General features: G+C 39.8%; 24 protein-coding genes and 1 tRNA gene. 18 read left to right on the forward strand and 7 right to left on the reverse strand.

Annotated elements, in window-relative coordinates:
• The first annotated feature begins 128 nt into the window (after positions 1–128).
• From CC99x_RS11930 to CC99x_RS11940, 3 genes are all read left to right on the forward strand, one after another.
• Complete coding sequence (locus tag CC99x_RS11930) at positions 129–374, forward strand: glutaredoxin family protein (protein ID WP_057624285.1); 246 nt, start codon at positions 129–131, stop codon at positions 372–374.
• A 61-nt stretch (positions 375–435) separates the two neighbouring features.
• Positions 436–1,335 carry an ABC transporter ATP-binding protein gene (locus CC99x_RS11935; protein WP_057624286.1) on the forward strand — a complete coding sequence of 300 codons (900 nt, stop codon included), beginning with the start codon at positions 436–438 and terminating at the stop codon, positions 1,333–1,335.
• A gap of 1 nt (position 1,336) precedes the next feature.
• Entirely contained in the window at positions 1,337–2,368 is a 1,032-nt protein-coding gene (locus CC99x_RS11940; RefSeq protein ID WP_057624287.1) for an ABC transporter permease, read from the forward strand.
• A gap of 23 nt (positions 2,369–2,391) precedes the next feature.
• Here CC99x_RS11940 and trmB read toward each other — a convergent pair whose 3' ends face one another.
• Positions 2,392–3,078, reverse strand: coding sequence for a tRNA (guanosine(46)-N7)-methyltransferase TrmB (trmB, locus tag CC99x_RS11945; RefSeq protein ID WP_057624288.1), 687 nt, complete (start codon positions 3,076–3,078; stop codon positions 2,392–2,394).
• Between the two features lie 214 nt (positions 3,079–3,292).
• On the opposite strand from trmB, the gene CC99x_RS11950 reads away from it, so the two are divergent.
• Genes CC99x_RS11950 through CC99x_RS11960 form a run of 3 tightly spaced genes read left to right on the forward strand, consistent with a single transcriptional unit; the run spans position 3,293 to position 6,604 of the window.
• A complete protein-coding gene (locus tag CC99x_RS11950) occupies positions 3,293–5,209 on the forward strand; it encodes an AsmA family protein (protein WP_141651890.1) in 1,917 nt (638 codons plus the stop codon).
• Between the two features lie 5 nt (positions 5,210–5,214).
• A complete protein-coding gene (gene mutY, locus CC99x_RS11955; protein ID WP_077065389.1) occupies positions 5,215–6,276 on the forward strand; it encodes an A/G-specific adenine glycosylase in 1,062 nt (353 codons plus the stop codon).
• A 55-nt stretch (positions 6,277–6,331) separates the two neighbouring features.
• Complete coding sequence (locus CC99x_RS11960) at positions 6,332–6,604, forward strand: oxidative damage protection protein (RefSeq protein ID WP_057624290.1); 273 nt, start codon at positions 6,332–6,334, stop codon at positions 6,602–6,604.
• A 15-nt stretch (positions 6,605–6,619) separates the two neighbouring features.
• Here CC99x_RS11960 and CC99x_RS11965 read toward each other — a convergent pair whose 3' ends face one another.
• On the reverse strand, positions 6,620–6,976 hold the full coding sequence (locus CC99x_RS11965) for a DMT family protein (RefSeq protein ID WP_077065390.1): 357 nt from the start codon (positions 6,974–6,976) through the stop codon (positions 6,620–6,622).
• Between the two features lie 121 nt (positions 6,977–7,097).
• Entirely contained in the window at positions 7,098–7,493 is a 396-nt protein-coding gene (locus CC99x_RS11970) for a hypothetical protein (RefSeq protein WP_057624291.1), read from the reverse strand.
• Between the two features lie 232 nt (positions 7,494–7,725).
• On the opposite strand from CC99x_RS11970, the gene CC99x_RS11975 reads away from it, so the two are divergent.
• From CC99x_RS11975 to CC99x_RS11985, 3 genes are all read left to right on the forward strand, one after another.
• Positions 7,726–7,801, forward strand: a tRNA-Phe gene (locus CC99x_RS11975).
• Positions 7,802–7,913: 112 nt separating this feature from the next.
• A complete protein-coding gene (locus CC99x_RS11980; RefSeq protein ID WP_057624292.1) occupies positions 7,914–8,774 on the forward strand; it encodes an RMD1 family protein in 861 nt (286 codons plus the stop codon).
• 6 nt (positions 8,775–8,780) lie between these two features.
• Positions 8,781–9,503 (forward strand): ankyrin repeat domain-containing protein, encoded by a 723-nt coding sequence (locus tag CC99x_RS11985; RefSeq protein WP_057624293.1) that lies wholly within the window; start codon positions 8,781–8,783, stop codon positions 9,501–9,503.
• 494 nt (positions 9,504–9,997) lie between these two features.
• Here the strand turns inward: CC99x_RS11985 and cysQ are convergent, their stop codons facing one another.
• Both cysQ and nudE read right to left on the reverse strand, forming a co-directional pair.
• Entirely contained in the window at positions 9,998–10,813 is an 816-nt protein-coding gene (gene cysQ / locus CC99x_RS11990; protein ID WP_057624294.1) for a 3'(2'),5'-bisphosphate nucleotidase CysQ, read from the reverse strand.
• Positions 10,810–11,406: an ADP compounds hydrolase NudE gene (gene nudE, locus CC99x_RS11995; protein WP_057624295.1), complete on the reverse strand. Its 597-nt coding sequence runs from the start codon at positions 11,404–11,406 to the stop codon at positions 10,810–10,812. The genes cysQ and nudE overlap by 4 nt, the downstream gene beginning before the upstream one ends.
• A 96-nt stretch (positions 11,407–11,502) precedes the next feature.
• Here nudE and CC99x_RS12000 point away from each other — a divergent pair, with 96 nt between their 5' ends.
• Entirely contained in the window at positions 11,503–11,928 is a 426-nt protein-coding gene (locus tag CC99x_RS12000; RefSeq protein ID WP_057624296.1) for an Hsp15 family ribosome-associated heat shock protein, read from the forward strand.
• Positions 11,929–12,005: 77 nt separating this feature from the next.
• On the opposite strand, the gene CC99x_RS12005 is transcribed toward CC99x_RS12000, so the two are convergent.
• Positions 12,006–13,430, reverse strand: coding sequence for a hypothetical protein (locus CC99x_RS12005; protein ID WP_057624297.1), 1,425 nt, complete (start codon positions 13,428–13,430; stop codon positions 12,006–12,008).
• Positions 13,431–13,692: 262 nt separating this feature from the next.
• Here CC99x_RS12005 and CC99x_RS12010 point away from each other — a divergent pair, with 262 nt between their 5' ends.
• Complete coding sequence (locus CC99x_RS12010) at positions 13,693–14,856, forward strand: phosphotransferase (protein WP_057624298.1); 1,164 nt, start codon at positions 13,693–13,695, stop codon at positions 14,854–14,856.
• On the opposite strand, the gene bioD is transcribed toward CC99x_RS12010, so the two are convergent.
• Positions 14,853–15,539 carry a dethiobiotin synthase gene (bioD, locus tag CC99x_RS12015; protein WP_057624299.1) on the reverse strand — a complete coding sequence of 229 codons (687 nt, stop codon included), beginning with the start codon at positions 15,537–15,539 and terminating at the stop codon, positions 14,853–14,855. The genes CC99x_RS12010 and bioD overlap by 4 nt on opposite strands.
• A gap of 64 nt (positions 15,540–15,603) precedes the next feature.
• Here bioD and CC99x_RS12020 point away from each other — a divergent pair, with 64 nt between their 5' ends.
• From CC99x_RS12020 to hslU, 7 genes are all read left to right on the forward strand, one after another.
• Positions 15,604–16,851 carry an adenosylmethionine--8-amino-7-oxononanoate transaminase gene (locus CC99x_RS12020; RefSeq protein WP_057624300.1) on the forward strand — a complete coding sequence of 416 codons (1,248 nt, stop codon included), beginning with the start codon at positions 15,604–15,606 and terminating at the stop codon, positions 16,849–16,851.
• 64 nt (positions 16,852–16,915) lie between these two features.
• Positions 16,916–17,587, forward strand: a complete 672-nt coding sequence (locus tag CC99x_RS12025) for a hypothetical protein (RefSeq protein ID WP_057624301.1) — start codon at positions 16,916–16,918, stop codon at positions 17,585–17,587.
• A gap of 66 nt (positions 17,588–17,653) precedes the next feature.
• Entirely contained in the window at positions 17,654–18,616 is a 963-nt protein-coding gene (locus CC99x_RS12030) for a glycerophosphodiester phosphodiesterase family protein (RefSeq protein WP_057624302.1), read from the forward strand.
• 197 nt (positions 18,617–18,813) lie between these two features.
• Positions 18,814–20,817 carry a primosomal protein N' gene (locus CC99x_RS12035; protein WP_077065391.1) on the forward strand — a complete coding sequence of 668 codons (2,004 nt, stop codon included), beginning with the start codon at positions 18,814–18,816 and terminating at the stop codon, positions 20,815–20,817.
• 38 nt (positions 20,818–20,855) lie between these two features.
• On the forward strand, positions 20,856–21,668 hold the full coding sequence (locus CC99x_RS12040) for an SPOR domain-containing protein (protein ID WP_057624304.1): 813 nt from the start codon (positions 20,856–20,858) through the stop codon (positions 21,666–21,668).
• Between the two features lie 127 nt (positions 21,669–21,795).
• On the forward strand, positions 21,796–22,338 hold the full coding sequence (gene hslV, locus CC99x_RS12045; protein ID WP_057624305.1) for an ATP-dependent protease subunit HslV: 543 nt from the start codon (positions 21,796–21,798) through the stop codon (positions 22,336–22,338).
• Between the two features lie 18 nt (positions 22,339–22,356).
• Positions 22,357–23,703: an ATP-dependent protease ATPase subunit HslU gene (hslU, locus tag CC99x_RS12050; RefSeq protein ID WP_057624306.1), complete on the forward strand. Its 1,347-nt coding sequence runs from the start codon at positions 22,357–22,359 to the stop codon at positions 23,701–23,703.
• The last annotated feature ends 6 nt before the right edge of the window (positions 23,704–23,709 follow it).

Raw genomic sequence — 23,709 nt, forward strand, 5'->3', positions numbered from 1 at the left:
AGAAGCAGCAGGAAAGAAAGAGCCTATCATAGGCAATCTATTTTGCAAACTAAAATAACAGATTGAGATTTCAGAATAAGCAACGCATAATATTTTTATTATTTATTACCAATAGATGCAGATTTATTATGACCACACCCTCACTCTTGCTATATAGTCGCTCAACCTGTCCTTACTGCAAACGTGTCACCCAATTTCTCTCTGAAAATAATATTCATCTTGAAATTAAAGATGTAGGCTTAGATAAAGCAGCCTATCAAGATATGATCAATCTCTCCGGTGGTACACAAGTACCTTGCTTGAAAATTGACAATGGCTTCATGCTTGAATCCTTAGATATCATTGCCTACTTAAAGAAAATATATCAAAAATAAGTGGGACAACTATAAATTAACTCGTATAGTTAAAGAAGACACCTTTATCTGAATAAATAACATGACCGCTATACCTATTTTAGAAGTCAAAAAAATCAGTAAACGCTTTGATAACATAATGGCTGTTAACAATATCAGTTTCCAAATAAAGCCTGGTATTTGCTTTGGTTTGTTGGGTCCCAATGGTGCGGGCAAAACAACTACCATTGAAATGATTGAGGGGATTCTTAAACCCACGAGCGGAGAGATCTTGTATCGTGGGATACCTCAACACCATATTAAAAAACAGTTCAAAGCAGAAACCGGCATACAATTTCAAAATACGCTGTTGCAAGAATTTCTCACCGTAAAAGAAAATTTATATTTATTCAAAAGTTTTTACAATAAAGGCTTAGAGATTGATGAATTGATCACACTCTGTTATTTGAATGATTTTCTGGATAAAGATACACGAAAAATATCGGGTGGACAAAAGCAACGCTTATTACTGGCGCTTGCCTTGATCAATGATCCCACCTTACTAATCTTAGATGAGCCTACCGTAGGTCTTGATCCACAAGCACGACGAAATTTTTGGGAACTCATTCAAAATATAAAACAACGAAACAAAACCATTATCCTCACAACCCATTACATGGAAGAAGCTGATTTACTCTGTGATGAGATTGTCATTATTGATAAGGGGCAAATTATTATCCAAGGTGCACCGTATCTACTCACCAAAGAAGCCGCAGAAACACAGAGTGTTCTCTTACCCAAACATGCTTTTGAAAAGACAAATATTTTAAATCAATTTTCCATACAAGAAGAAAATGGGCATATTCGTATTTTAACAACAGATCTAGAAGAAACACTTTCAGCCCTATTATATCATGGCGTTTCATTAAAAGATTTATCCATTAAAGCGCCTAATCTAGAAGATTTATTTCTGAAGCTCACCGGTCATCGCTTAAGAGAATAATATGCGAAAAATATTTCGATTAACGCAAGCACGCTGCTTAGAATTCCTTCGAGATAAGGAAGCGCTCGCCTGGAATTTATTGATGCCGATTTTCTTTGTTGTTGCTATCGCTCTCGCATTCAATACAGGCGAAAAAAATCTCTTTAAAGTAATGGTGGTTTCTCAACAAGATACAGGCTCAACGAAAAATGATATTTTTGAGACAGCTTCTCCCGTTATACCTCAATTAAAATATATACAATACATTCCAATTGATAATTTAAAACTGGCCCAAGAATATCTCGCACAACATCAAGTCGATCTAGTTGTGCAAATGAATCCTCAGACAGAATATTGGTTCAATCCATTATCAGAAAAAAGTGATTTTCTACACCAAAGCTTTGCAAAATTATCAAGTCTTTCATTGAAGGCACATCCTATTGAGAGTACAAATATTCGTTATATAGACTGGGTATTTCCTGGTATATTGGCAATCCACTTGATGTATAGCGCACTCTATGGCATCGCCTATGTGATTGTGCGATATAGAAAAAATGGCTATCTTAAACGTTTACAAGCAACGCCTTTAACTGCTTTTGAATTCTTAAGCGCTCAAGTATGTTCAAGATTATTAATCTCAACCATCATTTTAGCGCTGGTCTATTTTACCTGTACGATGATTTTACATCCACTGATGAAGGGAAATTTTTTTGTATTATTTATATTGTATATCACTGGCACTTTTTGCTTAATCAGTTTAGCACTGTTTCTATGCGCAAAGGTCAGCAGTGAAGAGCTATCTCGAGGTATTTTAGAAATGGCTGCATGGCCGATGTTGTTAATTTCTGGTGCATGGTTTAGCTTAGATCAAGCACATGTGAGCTTACAGTGGTTCTCACAAATTCTACCGCTAACCCATCTTATTTCTGCGACAAGAAAAGTCATGCTGTATGGTGCAAGCTTGCATGACATTCAAGGCGAGTTACTGATTTTATTGTGTATGTCTATAGGCTTTTTGCTGATTGGTAGCTTGACCTTCAAATGGTCAAAATAGTGCAATACGTGAAGATTTCAGCTTCAAAGTTTTTGGTAGAAGAAAGTATGAATCTCTCTTCCTACCGCACGCCCTTTACGTTCAAACTTAGTGATGATTCTATCCTCTTTTAAAGAGAAGATATCAGAGACATCTTTATAAGCAGTAGAGACATTGAAAACGCTTTGTATGTGTTCTGCATATTCTGCCCAGTCCGTCATAATCTGCAATACACCTTTTACTTTGAGCTTTTCAGCAAGGAGATGAATAAAGCCTTCTTGAATTAAACGACGTTTGTGATGTTTCTTTTTACGCCAAGGATCTGGAAATAAGATATAAACGGCATCTAGACTTTCTGCAGCAATGTGTGTTTGCAGGACTTCAACAGCATCATGACACATAAGTCTTACATTATGCATCTGCTGCTCATGTAGCTCACGACAACAATTACCAATACCAGGCTCATGCACATCAATACCAATAAAATTCTCATTTGGGCGCTGCTTGGCCTGATGCATTAAATGCTCACCCATGCCAATACCGATTTCCAAAACTAAGGGCTGAACGGTATCAAATGCTTTTGAACAGTCAAAGCTCATTTTAGAATCATAACTAACCAAATATTGCTGCCCTAGAGATACAATCGCTTGTCTTTGTCCTTGGCTCATTCGCCCCAAACGTCTGACATAACTACGAATTGTACGCAAAGGACGAGAATTCAAGGTATCCATAGTCATAATGTTTTGTCATAACCACTCAATTAAAAGATAAGTTATTATACTCAACTTAATCAAACAACACCAGCAAGCCATGCATCAGAAGAGTAACTGACAATCCGGTTGTTTATTAAATAAGCGTCTTGCATAATACTAGGCAGAACTTTAGGCTGCTTTACATAATATTGTGGCAAATGCTTGGATCAACGATATTGGCAAGGATTCTATCATGGCGAAACAAGTCTCTTTTATTGGATTTATAGTAAAGACAATCTGTCTGTTGATTGGCGTTGCCATTATTGCGCCTATTAGTCTGATTTTTATCATTGATCCCACAGATTATAAAGCAGATATCCAATCTTATTTAACCGAGAAATCTGGTTACCCCATACAATTAAATGGCGACATTCGTCTCAAGCTCTTTCCCTGGATTGGATTGACCATTCAAGATATTTCAATCCCACAAATAAATGAGAGTACACCCCATTTGTTTTCTGCTAAAGAACTAAACCTCAAATTACCTATCAGAAATTTATTAGCATGGGAATTCAAACTAGACTCACTCACCATAGAGGAAGGTCATTTCTATTTGGTTAAAGAAAAAGATGGCTCCGTAAGTTGGGATATAAGTAAAAGTAATAAAAACACAAAGCCTGTAGAACACTCTGAATCTGCACAAACCCACACCAAAAGTGCATCACCCACTTTATCTTTTTCAATTTCATTATTGGCTTTTAAAAATGGCGCTGTTGAATATATAGACAAACAAAAAGATCAAATCGCACATCTAAAAAACATCACCTTTCATAGTGAAGATTTTGGACAAGCACTACGTTATCCGCTCAAAGGATCCTTTGACTTTTCACTTGATAACATCAGCAACAAGAAGCCTTTATATCAAGGGAAAGCCTCACTTAATGGTTTTATTCCCCAGCCTAAAAATAATCAATTTGCCTTTGAAGACGCAAATACAGTGATCCATTGGCAAGACAAAAGCAACAATAAATCACACGTGCTCGATGCCAGCCTAAAAGTATTGGCAAAACTGCAAGATGCAATCATCCTATCACCATTGTCAGCCAAACTAGATGGGATGCAAGTCAATGGTCAAATAACATTCCCACTCACTGCAAAGGCTATCACCTACGATTTGACGATGGATCAACTCGATCTCAACGCACTCTTAGCCAGCAAAGAAAGTGAACCATCGGCAAAAATTGTACCCGCAACCTATGTTCCCACCGCAGCAAAGCAAAAGAAAACGGAATCTATCCCGGATAGCAAAGGGACGATTAAAATTAAAACGCTCATCTATGATAAAATAAATGCACATAATGTGAACATCCATGCACTTACGAAAAAAAATACGCTTAGCTTAGATCCTGTTACAGCGGAAGTATATGACGGTACCGTAAAAGCAGTGGTTAATAAAGCACTTGACGCTGATGCACCTCTGTATTTCAAAGGTAATTTTGCACAAGTGAATATGCAAAAAATGCTTACGAATCTTTCTGATATAGAGCAGTTAGCAGGGCGCGGCAATATTCAATTTGCCTTTGTACAAACGCCCAATAACCTAAGTGGTACGACCAATGTCAATATTACACAAGGCGCCATTTTGGGACTGGATCTCGATTATTATTTACAAATGGCAGAAAATTTTATAAAAAAACAACCTATTTCAGCAGAGAAAAATAATGCTAAAACACCGTTTAATAGCTTAACTGCCACCTTAATGATCAATCAAAAAATCATTCAAAATGAAGACCTGATGATTCTCTCTGATGATTATAAGCTAACAGGCAGAGGTGCGGTTAATCTCAATCAAAACAGTATTGACTACGATTTAATCGCCAATAAAATCTATCACGATGGCAAAGAGCATCCAAATGCATTACCCTTAGCCGTCTCGGTAAAAGGGCCTTTAAACAAACCTCAAGTTGTGCCTAATGTCGATCTCTACATGAAAAAATTTCTGGAGAAAGAAGGCAAAAAACAAATCAACAAACAATTAGAAAAATTAATTGGTATAGACAATGAGGAAAATACAGGGACAACAGGCACGGACAAAAGCCCAGAAAAGAAAATTGAAGAAAAAATCGAAAAAGAAATTGAAAAGGGTTTAAAGAAAATCTTTAAATTTTAACTATTATGACAACAGCAGTACCCGCATCTTGGTTTGTGCGACAAATATTATCGTGGTATGACCAGCATGGTCGCCACGATTTACCCTGGAAGTTACCTGTTTGCCCTTATCGCATATGGGTATCAGAAATTATGTTGCAACAAACCCAAGTAGCAACAGTGATTGATTATTTTAATCGCTTTATGAAGCGCTTTCCCACACTCTTGTCACTAGCAAAGGCAAGTGAAGATGATGTATTGGCACACTGGGCAGGCTTAGGTTATTATGCACGTGCGCGTAATCTTCACAAAGCAGCACAACAATTGATTGCTCATCATAAAGGCATTTTTCCACGCACCGTAGAAGCATTACAAACACTCCCTGGTATTGGCCCTTCTACTGCGGCAGCCATCGTAGCCCAAGCCTTCGATCAACGTGCCACCATTCTGGACGGTAATGTAAAACGCATTTTAAGCCGATTTTTTTGTGTGGCGGGGGCGATTAACCAAACAGAAACACTTAACACACTCTGGGATTATGCCGATCGTTTAACACCCAAAAATCGCGTTGCGGATTATACACAAGCCATTATGGATATCGGTGCAACACTCTGCACCAAAAGCAAACCTGCTTGTTCCATTTGTCCCGTACAGCGTAAATGTCAGGCTTTTGCCACGAGTCAACAATCACAATTTCCGGTGCCCAAAGCGAGCACACCGAAGCCTTCTCGAAAAATTACTTTTCTCTGTTTGCATTACCAAGATAAGCTCTTGTTTGAAAAACGACCCGCATCTGGTATTTGGGGCGGATTGTATAGCTTCTTAGAATTTGCAGATCCATCATTCTTAAAAAACTGGTGCGAAAGCCTAACCTTGGCATTCAGTCCCCAACATTATCAGCGCGTAGGTCCAAGTCTACATACTTTTACCCATTTTCAATTAGAATATGAGACCTATTTTTTAAACTGTAGCAAAAAACCTAATTTCAAAAAAACACAGCAATTTCAATGGATCCCCATAAAAGATCTCTCCACCATTGGATTGCCAGCGCCTATTCGCAAAGTGGTATCAAAGTATATCGCCCAGTAGCACATTTAGAGAGATTTTGTTAAAGTAGCCAAAAATCCTAAGATTTGGAGTCAGTATGCGTATTATTTATTGTCATAAGCTAAAAAAAGAAGCGGAAGGCTTAGCACGTATACCCTATCCAGGCGCATTAGGCCAACGCATTTTTGATCATATTAGCAAAGAAGCTTGGAAACTATGGCTGACTCACCAAACCTTACTCATCAATGAAAATCGATTGAATCTGCTAGAAGCAGGCACACGTCAATTCCTTGAAACAGAAATGGAAAAATTTTTGTTCTCAGAAGAAGCACAGGTGCCCAAAGGATTTACGCCTATTCAAGACACCTAATATACAGTGGCCTAATTAAAAATCTTTAAAAATAAAAAAGACGGCTAAGCACAGTAAACAAAAACCAACTAAGTGATTCCATCGTATTGCTTCCTGAAGATAAAAAATTGAGAAAAAGCAAAATACCACTAAAGTAATACACTCTTGTATCGTCTTTAGCTGCACAGCGCTAAAATACCCGTGCCCAATTCGATTTGCGGGTACTTGTAAGCAATACTCAAAAAAAGCAATGCCCCAGCTGATCGCGATAACAATAAGCAATGGCGAAGACTTATATTTTAAGTGTCCATACCATGCAAAGGTCATGAAGATATTTGAACAAACTAATAAAAAAATAGTTGTAACCGGTACCGATGCAATTATGTTAGCCATGTGATTTTTATCATATTACGCGCATACACTCATATTACGCTCAAGTGCTTTGCCACAAAAGAAAAAACCCGCGTTAAACGGGTTTCTTTATTAAGATGTCAAAAGACATTACAGAACTCAATTATCGACTTAATTTTAAATTCTTAGATCCTGATATTTTCTCTTTCTCTTCATCAAAAGCAGGACTATGTACCAAGCTGTCATCACTAGAAGTGCTTAGGCTTAATCTAGGTTGCTCTTGCGCTTCATTGCGCTGCCTATAAAGAAGGGTTTGCGCACGCTTTGCTTTTAGCTCATCCCAAATCTGTTTTTCTGAGGCAACCTCGTTTCGCACTAAGCGATACAACTGATACTGTTGTAGCACATCTAACGCAGGATATTTTTTTTGTAACGCATCAAGCTCCTCATACCTGTCAAAGTCAGATAGCAACACAAAAATTTCAGCATACTTGTCTTCCAACTCTTTTGGAATGCCATGTAGGGACTCTGATACTCCATGTTTTGGACCTAAATTCATTTCAAAACCTTATTTAACCAACTAAAAACACCTGCGCATTATATGTCAGCAGATAAAATGCATCAATCCATGCTCATCAATAAGCCGCTGATTGTATGATGACTGCATTTCTCAAGCATTTAGCAGATTTTTATCTTGGCTGTCCTGGCAATCTCAGCTTTTTAACTTATTATTGTTTTCTATGAATACTTGACTACAAGACTACATTCCTTTTTAATTACACACCTAGCGCGGCCAGATAGCTCAGTCGGTAGAGCAGAGGACTGAAAATCCTCGTGTCGACAGTTCGATTCTGTCTCTGGCCACCAGCTAATTCTTAGACTTGTAATACAATCAAAACTGAATTGACTGATCAAATCCCATTTTTCTCAAGTTTAGGCTACAATAAAGTCTAGCCAGCTCCTTTTATATTTGAAGAATATGCCAACAGAAGAAATCCATCTAACTATTATGCCCTCTGTCCCAGAAGAGCTTGCAACTTATTTTGCGAGCCTGGGCTCCTGTGAAGCAAATGCCGTTCTTATCGGCACACAAATCGATTTAAGGGCCTTAACAAACGCGCCATTGGGACGTACTGACTCTGTGATGACGAAGTTAAGCCACAACGGCATTGCGCTCATTTACCGCTATGGCGCAATTATGTTTTTTAATGCTACCGTTTCTGAAACGGCACAATTAATTGCCTTGTGCCAGCCCTTTACCACTAATTTATTCACCAAACCTGAAACAGAACGGTTTTCTGTGCAAATTGTGCCCTCACATAGTGAAGGCATAAAAGAAGGCAAAGTGTTTATTCAGAAGGTAACCAAACAACGATTAGAGATTATTGGTAACGCACTTTCAAAGAGTGTTACCTTAGACTATCAAGAAAATAGCATTAGCTCTTTGTTTGTCAAAGTCGAACCTATTGCCAAACGTTTATCAGAAAAAGGCAAGCTGGGACATACCGCAAAAGAATTGTTACAGCACATTGGAGCAACGCTCCTTGTCTCCCAAGAGATGATCGGCAAAATCGAAGTGGCAGAAAAACCCACACTCCTATGGGAACAACCACATCTTGAGCCTCTATATCAGCAGATGTTTGATGATCTGGAAATTAAAGAACGACAAGAAATCATTAATCAGAAAATCAATCTCATCGCCAAAACAGCGGAAACTTCGCTGGGCGTACTAGAACATAGCCATAGCAACCGCTTAGAATGGTATATTATCATCTTAATCGCCATTGAAATCGTATTACAACTCTACGAGTTGTTTTTTAAACCAATGTTACACGGATAGAATCGTATGTTTGGCAAAAAGAAAGGCAGCAATACGGAAAAAAAAATCGTAAATAAAACAGAAGGGAATCAAAATTTTTTAGCTGCCATGCGAATCAACACAATTGATGAGATTGCAGACAAGCTAAAAATCAAAGATGAGTATCAGCGTACGCCTTTACATCGCGCCATAGAATGCGAAGTCGATCCTAAATGGATAGCAATAATGCTTAGCAAAGGTGCAGAGCCTAATGCACAAGATGACAATGGTAATACACCGCTACATTATGCAGCACAAAATGGTGATATGACGACAGTTCAGTTATTGCTAGATAATCACGCAAATCCGCACATCATCAACACCTACAAAAAAACGCCCTTATGCGACATTAATGCCTTAAACCATGAACATCCTTTAGAACTCTATGAATTGCTGCTCAAACATAATTCAAGAGGATGTTTTTGGGAACAAGACAGCTATTTACCTGAAGCCTTGCATAAATCTCTCATTGCGTTGGGCGTAAAATACTATGATCCACAGCACATTGAGTTTGATAGCCAGAAAAATTCTTTATTGCATTGGGCATGCTATTACGGCTTAGAAGAAGAGGTGCAAAGCTTAATTGCTAAAGGTTGTAGGCTCTTTGCAAAGAATATTCAAGCTAAGACGGGTCTAGCCATAGCCACAGAACGAGAGTTTAATACCATCAAAGCTATTTTAAACAGAGCGATGGCTGCGCCTCCGAAATAGAACGCCCTTCCCTAAAAATAACCTCTCTGTTAAGCACTGATCGTGGCCGTAATGAAATTTTCATGATTTTATAGCCATTACTTGCCTTGCATTCTATAAAACAGCAATGAATGCAAAGAATGTGCACATTCAAAAAAATGCAATTTTGTGTTTTTCTGCAATTGACAAATTACTTTTCTATTTTTAATAAGTTGTGCACAGTCATTTTAGTTAAACAGCATATTTATTTTGCCGGCTAATTTAGTGTAGCCACTCACCTTGAGTGCACGCAACAGAATGATATTTATCATATTTTTACAATTTTAATAGCCTAATCTGAATTTTATCTGAAAAGCTAAATAATTAAGTTAAAAAGCTAATAACTTTCTATCCACAAAGTTATCCACAAGTTATGAAACTAATTTTTCCATTTTTCTGCACATTCTAATGGCCAAATGCTTACAAGAAAACGGGGAAAATACGACTGGGATCTATATATAAACGGATAAAATTTACTATTCTGCGAGCAGATCTTGCCAAGCAAAAGTAGTGTCCCCTACCACAACAATAGGGTTTGTTTTGTAACTTAAGCTATTGTTATAACGCACAGGTGACAAATCAAAATGGAAGACAGCACCACCCGCCTCTTCGACAATGCATTGCCCAGCGGCATTATCCCACTCACCTGTCTGGGTTGTACGCAGAAATAGATCTGCCTGGCCTCTAGCAATTTCACAAAACTTCAGGGCACTGCCTCTACTCACCAGATTATAGGCGGGTAGCTGATTTAATATGGCTTCTATCCTTGGAACACCATGATGCCGACTGGCAATCACACGCAACGGTTCTTCGACAGGTGTCTTAGCCCGAATGACTTCTCGTCCTTCAGGATGACAATAATAGGCGCCCCCTTTTTTCCAAGCGACATAACCTATCTTTAAAGCAGGTGCATAGATCACACCTACAATCGGTTGATGTTGTTCTATCAAGGCAATATTGACAGTAAACTCACTATGCCCTTTTACAAATTCTTTCGTGCCATCTAGAGGATCAACACACCAGTAGCTCTGCCAACTCAGTTTTTCTGCTAAAGAATGGGCTTCACCTTCTTCAGAAAGTATGGGAATTGTTTTATCGTAGACCACATAATGTGCAAGTTGACGCTCTATCACTGCATGAGACGCTATATCCGCTGCTGTTAAAGGCGAATCATCTTCTTTATATTCTATCTCTAGATCTTTTACTTTTTCATAATAAGGCAATATTGCCTCACCCGCAGCAACTGCCGTTTGATAAACATCATGTGCAATTTTTTCTAAGGTATTATTCATGTGCTGTGACTATGTCTCTTTTCAAGATGTGCCTTCACTAAAAATAACGCAGCAATGCTGCGCGCCTCATGGAAATCCGATCTGGCCAATAAACCAGAAATATCATGTATAGACCAAGGTATAATGGTGATTGGCTCAGGTTCATCACCTTGCAATGAAGAGGGCGATAAATCCTCTGCAAGTACAATATGCATCAAGGTTGCATTATAATTAGGTGATGTTGTCATCGCTTGAATATAGGTCATGCGATTTGATTTAAAACTGATTTCTTCTTGTAACTCTCGATTGGCTGCCTGGTAACAGTCTTCCCCCATTTCAATGCGTCCTTTAGGGAAACAGAGCGCATATTCATTGACACCTGCTGCATACTCTTTCGTAAGCAACAATGTTTCGCTATCTTGCATCGGCACCATCAAAACAACACCAGGTGCCCATTCTTTGAGTCTTTCAAACTCACGCTTTTCACCATTGCTGAATTCTAAGCTTACTGCTTCAATTTTAAATAATTGTGTCTGCGCTACCGAGCGAATGCCTGTAATTTTAGGGCCTTGATGCACAACAGCACGTCTCGCTGCTTCAGAGTCATTCTTCATAAAACCTTGTCTCACATTCATGTGCAAAGACTATAGATTGCCCACATAATACCGTGCATAGTATGATTCAGCCAGTCTTTAATCTATGCCAGCAACATGAGTAAAGAAACACATTCTCTGAGCGAACCTCAAAAAGTCCGTTTGGACAAATGGCTTTGGGCAGCACGCTTCTATAAAACACGCGCGCTCGCTGTCAAGGCCATTCAACAAGGCAGGATACGCTACGAACACCAAAAATCGAATCCATCCCGAATAGTATGCGTCGGCGCACATATGACAATTGAAACATCGTTGTATGAAATGTCTATTATTGTGAAGGCGATCTCTGATCTAAGACAAAGCGCCTCTATCGCACAATCCTTGTATCAAGAAACACCTGAAAGTGAAGTGCGTAAACAACAAGCACTCGAAGCACGTCAAAAACAAAAATGGATGATGCTCAGCGCACCTGTGCCCAATGGCAAGCCGAACAAGCATGATCGACGGGCTATCAAAGCGCTAAAGCGCGAAAGCGAAGAATAAAATTGAAGAATAGATGAAAGGGGTCATTGTAATTTTGGGCAGAGTGCTAATAGGCACCCTGCCTCATATTCAATTGCTTATTTGCGATGCGTGCCTGGACGCTTAGATTTAGTAGCCGTATCTGTGTTGGTCGCATCATTCGCAGCTTTCGTTTTCGTCTTGCTAGCACCATGCTGATGCAAAACACTTGGTGGTACATGTGTAACATCATTGTCTTCTGCTACTTTGCTTATTTTTGGTTTTAACGCAATTTGGCCCTCTTTTAATATCGCTTTACCGCGTCCAGCAGGACCAATCACATCATATCGATGTGCAACGGGGATCTGATCGTATAAGGCCTGATTTTTTACCTTATCCTTCTCATGTAGATTTTTGACATCTGCATGAGTCTGTGCACTACCTTCACCTGTTAGATCTCTTAAATGCTCTTTTAAGCGTGTTGCACGTGGATTTTTAGATCCAAGCTCTCTAATATGAAAGCCAAATTCTCTGACAAAACCACCCAAAGCAACCCAAAAAAGATTTGAATCTCGATGATCTTCTGGTAATTCCAAGTGTGTTTTAACCCAATCCACCACAGGACCGATGATAGTTTTTAAAGGGCCATTATAAGGTGCACGTTGTTTTCTCTTTTTATCATCATTCATTTCTTTGGTTGTTGGCTTTTTGTAAAGCGTTGGACATACTTTCTGATCGATTGCATGAATATAATCCATACCTCGGCCAATACCAGCCACCACACCGGCTGCTTCATATTCATGTGAACGACGCACAGAACGTTCAAAGATAAAGAGGAATTCAAGCGGCCAAGTGATCGTACTCAGCATTTTGCTAAGCCAATTTCCACTTCGTAAACTTTCCAAGGTTGAAAGTAAATCAATACCCATTCTAACGATGATGTTTGAATTACCACGTTGCAAATAAATTTTTGTCATTTGGGCTGCAATATAAGCAGCCAAATCACGCTGATTCATGCCTGTTTCATGAGAGTTAAAAACACCAGAAGAAAACAAAATAGCGCTATTCCAGGGATTCATGCCTTCAACTGTTTCTATTTCAAAGTGCGGATCGGTATAAGTTAAGAGTCTTGGCATTGGCATGTCTACATGCTTATCGCCATATTTCTGTTTAAAATAAGTATTTAGCTCCATACGCACATGATCAACCAGTTTTCTTAAATCGGTTGGATTTTCTTTATCAAAAATAAAGTTTTCGCGTACTTCGCGGGTACTGAACATGAATGTTTGGATTTCTCGTGCAAAAACAAAGTTAAGCACCGTAAGACCACAAATCGCAAAAAAGGTCTTCGCATAAAAAGGTAAGAAGAGTGCTGCTGTCGCTGTCGCTCCCATCCATAACCACCAAGCACCACTCACAACCAAAGCGGTTGCTAAGAGCGTAAATAATGTCCCCAACGGTGGCAACAATCCTTTGAGTACCGGAGCACGACCCGTACTCATTCTTGCCAGCCAAGAAAAATTCAAAGAAGAGAGCTTAAGCATCTAAAAACCCTTAATTTGTAGCAATAAGCGACATACGCTATAAGATCCCTAACACAGTGTCAATTGTTTACTGTAAAACTAACTATATTTATCTCCTATCCATGAAATCCAGAGCAATTTCAGCAAAAGCATAATTAGTTGCTCAACTATTCGTTAACAGCGCCGCCAGCAATGATGCGTGTATATAACGAAATCCAACTTGTTCAAGACAAATAAATATTTTATATTGTGAATCACTCTTGTCTTAGCCGAGCCTATGTTCATGCCATCTAAAATCCCTACGTTGACTATAAATGATGTTATTGCCCTATTTGATCAGGCAAAAAATCAACATGCATTCTTTCAAGCTGATCTCATGGTACAGGCGCCCCCTAAACGATTAACTGGCGGTGTGCTCAATGATGTATACAAAGTAGAGACCTCTGCTGGCTCCATTATTATCAAGTGGTATCGCGATACACAATTAGATCCCAGCGCTACTGCCACACATGAAGAATTATTTGATTTGCAAAAATGTTTATTTGAAAAAAAAGTATCCGTACCGGAACCTTATGCTTATCTCAATAATTTTAGAGGCAATCATGTGCTTGTCATGGAGTACATCGAAGGACAATCCCCTACAGAGCTTAATCAAAAACAGGCAGAACGGATTGGCGCTTTAATTGCTAATTTTCATCTAGCAACACAAAAATTTCCTGCCTTTAAAACACAACCCAACGATATAAAATCTTTCTTAAGTGAAATTTATCAATCGATATGCCGAGGCTTTTCACAGCGACAACCCATACGTGAACTCTCCTATTTAAAAACCTTATTTGGCTATGCATTCTCCACACTCTGGTTTGAAGATAACTCTAAATTACCCTCTGGCTTAAGACATGCAGATATTCATGCAGGCAATATTTTAATCTCGGAAGATATCCCCTATTTACTTGATTTTGAGCTATGTCTAAAAGGTGCTTTCATTGATGATATTGCCAATGCAATTTGTATGTTCTGTTTAGGGCATGAGACCAAAATGAATGAAGCCTTATTAAGTGCCTTGCTCACAGGCTATCAAAGCATCCGTCCCATCACAGCGCAAGAATTAGATTATTTGCCAACTGCCTTTAAGAATCGTATCGGCTTGGAAAGAGTCGGCAATCTTAAATTGAATAACTTGCACATGCCAAATGGCAGCAATTTTACAGAGAAAAGCGCAAAGACACTCAGCCACTATATAAGTAGTGGTCAATGGCTAAATTTTAGAAGAAAGCTGCTACCTGTCGAAATGACAGAACAAGAAATGCTATACCAAGCAAAGGACAAGCGCTTCAACCCTTATTATCAATTACAATGCGCTACAGTAACGAGTGATCCTACGCACCTTGCAGCCAATGATGCGCAGCCTATAGTGCTCGAAGGCAAAAAAAATAAGCTTTCTTAAGAAAGAACCGCTGTATAGAGTGCACGCAAATCACGCTGTGCTAAAACGCTATCACGTCTTAAAATGTAAATCGGCAAGGGAGTATAACGTGCTATACTCTCTTTTGTGTCTTGCACAGATACGCTGCTATCTTCAGATTCGTTCAAAACAATGTACTTAACAGAGATTTTACTGGCCTCACAACTGCGCAAAGCAGTTAAAAGATGTGTGATACTGCCAAGATAAGTACCTGTCACCATCATCACGGGCAAAGCATGCGCAGCGATCCAATCCAATACGGTATGCTGTTGGCTAATAGGGGACATCACTCCACCCACGCCTTCAATCAATAATCTTTTATTCTGCTTTTGTGCATTTAAGATTGCATCTTCACAAAAATGTAGTAAAGCATCCATCTGAAAGGGACGATTCTCTTTTAATTGCGCTAAATCAGGTGCAACGGGACTATAATAACGCCAAGGTGAGATGGCTTGAATATTTTCTGCGTGTATTGTCTTGCCTTGCGCTTGTAATATTTTGGCTGTATCTGTATGGGCAATCTCTTCACCCTCTGGCCATCCTGAAATCAATGGCTTAATGGCATCCAAGCAATTGAGCTGCTTTTTATCCAAGCTCAATAACTTTTGAAGGACAAATGTCTTCCCAATATCTGTCGAAGTGCCGGTTATAAATAATGCTGTCATAAATTGAAGTCTTTATATTAAAATAGCCCATCATTTTATCAAGTTTGAACAAAATTAATAACCCATGATTGATCACACACTTTGGTTGCCCTACACCCAAATGCAAACGACATCCACCCCAATTGAAATCGTCGCAAGCGAAGAAGAATATTTAATTACCAAACAGGGGACGAAATTGATTGATGCCATTGGTTCTTGGTGGACCAGTTGCTATGGTTATAATCACCCAGCGATTGTGGCAGCCATCCAATCACAAGCAGAAACCCTACCGCATGTAATGCTCGGTGGCATTGTTCATCCACAAGCACAACGCCTCGCGCATCGCTTAAAAGCACTCTTACCCGCTGATCTCAATCATGTGTTCTTTGCCAATACAGGCTCAGAAGCGGTTGAAATTTCGATGAAGATGGCCATTCAATATTGGCTCAATCAGGGGCAAACACGTACTCAATTTGTGTGTTTTGAGCAAGGCTATCATGGCGACACTTTTTATGCGATGTCTGTATGCGATCCTGTGGAAGGCATGCATCATATTTTTAAAAACGCCTTACCCAAACAACTTCACACGCCGATACCACGCAGCAAGGAAAATTTAGAGACCTTTAAAACGTGGCTACGCTTACATAAAAATCAAATTGCAGGCGTTATCATTGAACCTTTAGTACAAGGCGCTGGGGGCATGAAAATGCATACACCGCAGGTATTAAAAGAAATTGATACTGTGTGCAAAGAACTAGATCTATTACTCATTGCCGATGAAATTTTTACAGGCTTTGGACGCACGGGGAGTTTATTTGCTATCAATCAAGCTCATGTTGTGCCTGACATTATTTGTCTATCCAAAGCTTTAACGGGTGGCACCTTGCCACTTGCAGCCGTGATTGCGCGCACCCCCATTTATGAGGCTTTTTTAAGCGATAATCCTGAAGCTGCATTGATGCATGGCCCAACCTACATGGGTAATGCCATGGCTTGTGCCGCAGCCAATGCCGTATTAGATCTCTTTAGTACAGAAGCTTGGCAAGAAAATGTGCAGAAAATACAAACACAATTACAAAATGCACTTGTGCCACTCTCAAACTCAGCAAAGGTAAAAGAAGTACGCGTCTTGGGTGCCATTGGCGTTGTTGAACTACAACAAAATGTTGCGCATGATAAAGCCTGGTTTGTTAAACGTTTTTTAGAGTCCGGCATCTGGTTACGTCCCTTTGGCAATATTATCTACACAACGCCTTGTTTTAATATGAGATCTATCAATCTACAACGAATCACAGAAGCTATTTGTAAGCATATACACGATTGGAAGACTTGAAAGCTTGCATACTTACCTAGTATACTCGACTACCTTAAATTTTTAACGTATTTTAGTCGTATCCATGTTAACTGCCGCTTTTCGGAAAATGAATAAAACCATTGATGATATTTTCAACCACATTAAAGCAAGCAGTGAAAATATCGCGCGATGGATAGAAAAACATTCGAATGCGGTGACAGCCGAAGTAGATAAGGCCTTGCATGAAATACATGCCTATTTTCTCTTTCATTGGAATCGCTACAAGCCCAAAGTAGATAAAATCAGCCAAGCAACCACGGTTGTGACAACAGCAACCAGCACTTTTAAAACCTCGACAGAAGTCATGCCCATTCTCTTTTCAGTATTACCGATTATCACAGGTATACCCATTATTGGATTATTGCTTCCTGAATTCTTCTTAACAGATGCTGTTTTAGCCACCATCATGGTCGGTGTGGCTGGATTTGTGGCATACCTAAAATACATTGAGTTGCAAGAACGCGATGCCCTTGATCACATGATTGTGGAAAATCAAAACAGAATTAGCGCACTTGAATCAGAATTAGCACAATTAAAACAAAATCAAAACCTTAATCCAGACCCATGCTGCGATGCTCAATCTCATGCAGCGACACTTACACATCAATTTGAAGCGGATAAACACAAAAAATCTACGCCTCATACGCCAGAGCCACAACACACGCCTCCCCCTTTGCAAAAGAGATCTTCTCCTGTAGCAAGAAAGTCACATTAGCCATTGGAAGAGAAACAACGCTTCTATACACTAAATTTCACGTGATAAAAATAGCAAAGGAATGCTATGAGATACTCATTTTCTAACTTGATCACATCTCTTGTCTTTAGTATTTTAACGGCTGTTCCGCTCAACAGCGCTGCTGTAGATAATTATGCGCATCGCGGTGGTGCCGGATTATCGCCCGAAAATACGCTTGAAGGCATAGAAAAAAGTTTAAGGCTTAAGATTGATGTCATTGATATGGATATTGGTATAACACAAGACAATGTGATTGTTTTATATCACGATACTGTTCTCAACCCCGATATTACACGAAATACCAAGCAAGAATGGTTATCTCAACCTGGTCCAGCCCTTAAACATTTATCTTATCGTGAGCTACAACAATATGATGTTGGCAAAATAAATCCTCAAAGCCTTTATGCAAATGAGCTTCCAGCACAACAAAGTGCAAATAAACCCATACCCATCCCAACACTACAACAAGCTATACAACTCATTCAAACATCCTCAAAACCCGTACGCTTACAAATTGAAATCAAAACCGATCCTGATCCAAGCAAGCAAAGTGCAACACCCGAGCAGATTGTGCCTACACTCATCACGCTCTTAAGAAAAAAAGGCATAGAAAAAAATGTGGAAATACATTCTTTTGATTGGCGTAACCTTATTTTATTGCAAAAACTTGCACCAGAAATCACCACTTCTTACCTCTCAGCAGATGAAATACTCGACCACAGCAATTATGTACGCTGGCATGCAGGCAACGATATCAAAGCGTTACAGCAATCTTATCCTGCCCTTATTAAACAATTAGGCGGCAAAATCTGGTGTCCACACTATCAAGAACTCACGCCCGACCTACTCAAAGAAGCTCATCAACTAAATCTAAAAGTGAATGTTTGGACGGTAGATAGCCCGGATGATATGCTGCACATGGTTGAAATGGGTGTGGATGGCATTATTACGAACAGACCTGATCTCCTTGCGAAACTCTTGTCTTCCAATAATAAAGCGAGTAGTTAAAATAAAAAAAAGCGCCACTTCAAATACAAGTGACGCCTATTAAATTTAAAACTGCTCCTTTTGAGAGCAGCCACCCAAAGCATGACTTTGGGTGTAAGTGCCCATACTCATCTCGTACTGACGATGTGCGCGGGCACAGTGTGCTTGGCTTAACATGAACATTATTCTTTTCGACAAAAGCGACAGGAACTTTAGCAGTGAATCAGAGGCAGACGATCCTTAAAGTTGCGTTAAATACGCCACTCCGAAAACTATTCGATTACCTACCTAACACTGAAATAGACTGTGCTTCCTTGCAAGTGGGCATGCGCGTTAGCGTGCCCTTTGGCAAAAGAACGCTTGTAGGCGTTATTATGGATATTGCCACACATTCCACCTTCGACAATGCTAAACTCAAAACCATCATTGAAGTCCTAGATGAATCAGCGTTGTTTCCAGCTGATCTCTGTCATTTTTTTCAAAAAGCCGCACAATACTACCATCATCCGATTGGCGAAGTGGTGCATGCTGGTCTTCCTCAAAGCATTAAGCAAGGGAAAAGAGCAAAACCAACGGTCGTACCTACATCAAGTGCTTTTCAAACTTCAGATCTAGCGCTGAACCCACATCAAATAACCGCCATCGATGCGATTAAAAAATCACTCCATCAATTTACAGCTTTTTTATTAGAAGGGGTAACAGGCAGTGGCAAAACAGAAGTTTATTTGGCCACTGTTTTAGCAGCGCTAGAAGCAGGTCAACAAGCATTGGTCTTGGTTCCAGAAATCTCATTAACGCCCCAAACCTTTGAGAGATTTCAACAGCGCTTTGGTAACCAAGTGGTGAGCTTCCACTCCCAAATGACGCCTGCTAAACGACGCGATGTGTTCTATCAGGTTCAGCAACAAGCAGTCTCTATTGTTGTGGGAACACGCTCTGCTCTATTCTTACCTTTTAAAAAATTGGGCTTGATTGTCATTGACGAAGAGCATGACGCCTCCTTTAAACAACAAGAAGGCTTTCGTTATTCTGCCAGAGATTTAGCCGTGCTTCGTGCAAAATTACTTAATATTCCTGTATTGCTCGGCTCTGCAACACCTTCATTTGAATCACTCTATAATGCTCAAAAAGCAAAGTATCAACAATTATACTTACCTCATCGCGCAACAGATGTGGCTATGCCACACATAGAATTACTAGATATAAGACACAATAAGCTCAACGGTGGATTATCCGCACAATTACTCGCTAAAATTCAAAGTACGCTCGCCAATAAAGGACAGGTATTATTATTTATCAACCGCCGTGGCTACGCACCTGTTTATATGTGTTATGACTGTGGCTGGTTTGCAAACTGCCATCGCTGCGAAACCAGACTTACCTACCATCTTCATAAGCGCCAATTGATTTGCCATCATTGCGAACGCATTGTACAAATCCCAAGCCACTGCCCTGACTGCAACAGCAGCAGCTTGAATACAGTCGGTCAAGGCACAGAGAAAATAGAAGAAAGCCTCAGCGCTCAATTCGCAGATGCCCGTATTGTGCGCGTGGATAGCGATACGACCTCTAAAAAAGATAGCTTGGCAACTTTTTTGAAACAAGCGCATGACAATGAGGCAAACATCTTGATTGGAACGCAGATCCTTGCCAAAGGCCACCACTTTCCACACTTATCATTGGTTGCAATCATCGATGCCGATGGTGGTTTGTTCAGCACAGACTTTAGGGCGCAAGAAAGAATGGCGCAATTACTCATACAAGTTTCTGGGCGAGCAGGCAGGGTACACAATGCTGGGAAAGTTGTGATTCAAACTTTCCACCCAGAACATCCTTTCATGCAACATATTACACAGCAAAATTATAGATCGCTGGCAAACACTTTATTACAAGAGCGCATGAATGCCACGCTTCCGCCTTATACACATATTGCCTTGATACGCGCCAACCATATAGAACCCAACATGCCAATGACATTTCTACAGCAGGTACAAAGCTACTTAAGCAATGCACTACAAAACCAAAGCATTAGCATAAGAGGGCCTATCCCCAGCATTATTCCTAAACGCCAAGGCCGCTATCATTTTCAATTATTATTACAAACGGATCAGCGTGCGATCTTGCATCAAGCCTTAGGTCATTCGACAAGCTTTCTAGAAAATATGAAAATAGGAAAAAAAGTTCGGTGGTCTTTGGATGTAGATCCGGTCGAAATGATTTAAAATTCTATATAAATAGTGATAAGCCTGCGAGACATTACATGACGAGAGATTATGCAAAAAGAAAACGCACTGATTACCCCACAAAATCAGTGTCCCGTACAGCAAAAGCAAATTGGAATACTGAGACAAATAGTTTTTTCTCTCCATTTGCGTGGCTAATGCTCGGCATTGTCTTCGGTTTATTAATTGCCAGTGTTGCCTACTGGAAACTAAAAACAGAAGATAAACAACCGGCTATCGCAAGCAACGCCACCCAAACCCATAAGAAAAATGCTGCCAATAGCACGACTGCCAAAAAAGGCGCCCAAGCCTCTGAGGCGGAAAAGAAAAACGAAACAACTCGCTTTGATTTTTATACTTTGTTGCCCAATATGAATATTGAGGTGGCTGACACTCCTGCCGAAGGCGCAATGCCGAATATGGCCGAGCCTGCTATTAAGCCAAACAACCCAAATGAGCTAGCAGTCTCAGAAAAGAAAAATGCTACTGTTGCAAGCGAAAATAGCAAACTCACACCTCCTGTACCGGCAGCAGTTGCGGCATCAACCCCCACAACAAAACCAGCGGTTGTTGCCTCTCTCCCTGTTGCAACAGCAGAAACAACAAACAAAGGTCCTTTTATTATTCAGGTGGCTTCCTTCAGAAAGCGTGAACAAGCTGATACACTCAAAGCAAAACTTGCATTGAGTGGTTTTGAATCCAACATTCAAAGCATCAAAATAGGCTCGGGAGAAACCTGGTATCGGCTTTATTTAGGCCCTTTCAATAATAGGCTTGCAGCTGAAAACACACATCAAAAGTTAGAATCTGAACAAAAAATAAATGGTTTGGTGCTTAAAATAAACGTATAATTTCTACGCTTAATATATAACTACTTATCTCTCTAAAGCTTATAGACAAAAGAGAAGCTTGAACGAAATAAGCAGTTAATATTAGCTCTCAACTAAAAATTAGTAAAAATAAGCAAGGGGAAAGACATTGGAACAGTATCGAGGAACAACCATTGTCTCCGTGAGACGTGGCAACCAAGTCGCTCTAGGAGGTGACGGACAAGTCTCAATGGGCAATACAATTCTAAAAGGTAATGCAGTAAAAGTCAGACGATTACACAATAGAAATGTAATAGCAGGCTTTGCAGGTGGTACAGCAGATGCATTTACCTTGTTTGAAAGATTCGAAGCAAAATTAGATAAACATCATGGCCATTTGACACGTGCCGCAGTTGAATTAGCAAAAGATTGGCGAACCGATAAAATGCTACGCCGCTTAGAAGCTTTGCTTGCTGTTGCAGATAAAACCGCATCTTTAATTATTACCGGCAATGGTGACGTCATAGAACCCGAAAATGGACTGATTGCCATTGGCTCAGGTGGCCCTTTTGCACAATCTGCCTCTATTGCACTGTTTGAAAACACCACACTCAGCGCCAGAGACATTGTAGAGAAATCTTTGGACATTGCTGCAAATATCTGCGTCTATACAAATCATCATAAAACGATTGAAGAATTAACCATCGAATAAAAATAATAGGGTATTACAATGACAACCTCGGTGATGACACCAAGAGAAATCGTTCACGAATTAAATAAACATATTATTGGCCAAACAGCGGCAAAGCGCGCTGTTGCTATTGCTTTACGCAATCGCTATCGCAGAATGCGCGTCAGTGACGATTTACGCAACGAAATCACACCTAAAAACATCTTAATGATTGGCCCTACAGGTGTGGGCAAAACGGAAATTGCTAGACGATTAGCCAAACTTGCCAAAGCACCTTTTATTAAAGTTGAAGCCACTAAATTTACCGAAGTCGGCTATGTGGGTAGAGATGTAGAATCCATTATTCGTGATCTCGCAGATATCTCTTACAAATTAACCAAAGAAGAAGCACTTTCCAAGGTAAGAGAAAGAGCAGACATTTTTGCAGAAGATCGTGTATTAGACACATTAGTACCAAAACCTGGCTTCCAATTTGCACCCAATGAAGAGCAAATCGCAGATAAAAGCCCAGCACGTGAGTCTTTTCGACAGAAATTACGTCAAGGCACTTTAGACGATCAAGAAATAGAAATCGAAATTGAATTACCAGCAATGGGTGTTGAAATCATGGCACCGCCTGGTATGGAAGAAATGACCAGCCAATTGCAAAGCATGTTCCAAAACATGTCTTCTAATAATCGCACTAAAAAGCGAAAAATGAAGGTCAAAGACGCAATGAAAATTTTGCGTGAAGAAGAAGCCTTTAAATTGGTCAATGATGAAGATATCAAAGCACAATCTGTTGAAAAAGTAGAGCAACATGGTATTGTATTTTTAGATGAGATCGATAAGGTCACACAAAGAAGTGAACACAGTGGCGGTGCCGATGTATCCAGAGAAGGAGTACAACGTGACCTTCTACCCCTTGTCGAAGGCTGCACAGTCTCCACCAAACATGGCATGATCAAAACTGATCATATCTTATTCATTGCATCGGGTGCTTTTCATTTAGCCAAACCCTCTGATCTCATTCCCGAATTACAAGGCCGATTACCCATTCGCGTTGAATTAGAAGCACTCACAGCCGCTGATTTCGTGCGTATATTAACAGAACCAGATGCTTCTTTGACTTTACAATATAAAGCACTACTCGGTACAGAAGGCATTCAAATCGAATTCAGAGAAGACAGTATCAAACGTATTGCAGAAATGGCATGGCAAATCAATGAAAACACAGAAAACATTGGCGCAAGACGTCTGCATACCGTGATGGAAAAATTACTCGAAGCGCTCTCTTTTGATGCTTCTGAACTAGGCAATGAAACGGTGATCATTGATGCAGCTTATGTTGACAAACAACTCGCCAATATCGTGCAAGATCAAGATTTAAGCCGTTTTATTCTCTAAAGCAAG

The sequence above is a fragment of the Candidatus Berkiella cookevillensis genome (genome assembly GCF_001431315.2).
GTDB classification, from domain to species: Bacteria; Pseudomonadota; Gammaproteobacteria; order Berkiellales; family Berkiellaceae; genus Berkiella_A; species Berkiella_A cookevillensis.